Origin of the sequence: Herbiconiux daphne (genome assembly GCF_024979295.1) — a bacterium.
Taxonomy (GTDB): Bacteria; Actinomycetota; Actinomycetes; order Actinomycetales; family Microbacteriaceae; genus Herbiconiux; species Herbiconiux daphnes.
In genome coordinates this window covers 1-946 of the sequence record NZ_JANLCJ010000197.1, presented here as the reverse complement: position 1 = coordinate 946, position 946 = coordinate 1, and the positions used below count along the sequence as shown (strand labels likewise).

2 protein-coding genes are annotated in these 946 nt (G+C 42.2%); both read left to right on the top strand.

Annotated features, from left to right (window positions below):
- Nucleotides 1–208, top strand: a 208-nt coding sequence (locus N1032_RS24075; protein ID WP_259542987.1) for a hypothetical protein, incomplete at its 5' end; no start/stop codon positions are given.
- The coding region (locus N1032_RS24070; protein WP_259542985.1) for a hypothetical protein at nt 208–946 on the top strand (739 nt) is incomplete at its 3' end. The genes N1032_RS24075 and N1032_RS24070, both read left to right, overlap by 1 nt.

The window sequence follows — 946 nt, the reverse complement described above, 5'->3', positions numbered from 1 at the left end:
AAAGACTTTCGTTGATGGGGAGTGGGAAAATATACACCTACTCCTCGGTTCAATGAGAGAGGATCTCGGTCAAAAAATGTTAATGACCAAACCTGACGAGAAAGAAACTCGTGAGGAACTATATTATACTGCCAAAGCAATCGATGCTTTTGCGGTCAAACTTCAAGAATGCATCAACGTATGCAAGTCTGATCAAGGAGACTACTAATGTCTGGTAACAACACAAATGATATGTATTTCGACACCGATTCTTTTGATTTCTCTTCTCTGACTGATATTGTAGGTCTGAATGGTGAGAATAATGGCCATGATACCACTGAGCGCGATGTTCACACTGATGGTGGTGTAGTGGATGATATTTCTGATCTGGTTGGTGAAAACCACGAAGAAGAGGAAGTTGAGGAAGAAACTGAAGAAGAAAGTGAAGAATCCGAGGAAGAAGGTGAAATTGAAGTAACTGATGAAGACGGCGAAGAAGTCGACTTTGAAGATTACCAGATTACTCTGCCTACTGGTGATGACGTAACTTTGAGTGAATTGGTTAAAGGTTATCGTAACAGTGCTGAACTGAATACTGCTATTGCCGAATTCCAAGAAGCTCAAAATGAGTTCGTAGAGAAATCTAAGGACATTGGTAAACTGCTTGAGCTAGCTAAGCTTGAAGCTGATCGCACTATCGAAGATTACAATGGTTTCGATTGGGGTCGTTACAAATCTGAAGATCCAGCTGGTTATGTTGAAAACCGCGAGTATTTAGACCGTTTCATTGAACGTCGTAAAGAGATTATCTCCGCAATGGAAGCACGTGATGCTGAAATTGCAGAAGAAACCGCTAAACAGAAAGCTGCTGAAGCTGCTGAAGCGGGTCAGGTTCTTCAGCGTGATATTCCGGGTTGGAGTAAAGCACTGTACGAAGAACTGATGGACTTTGCTATCGCCAATGGCG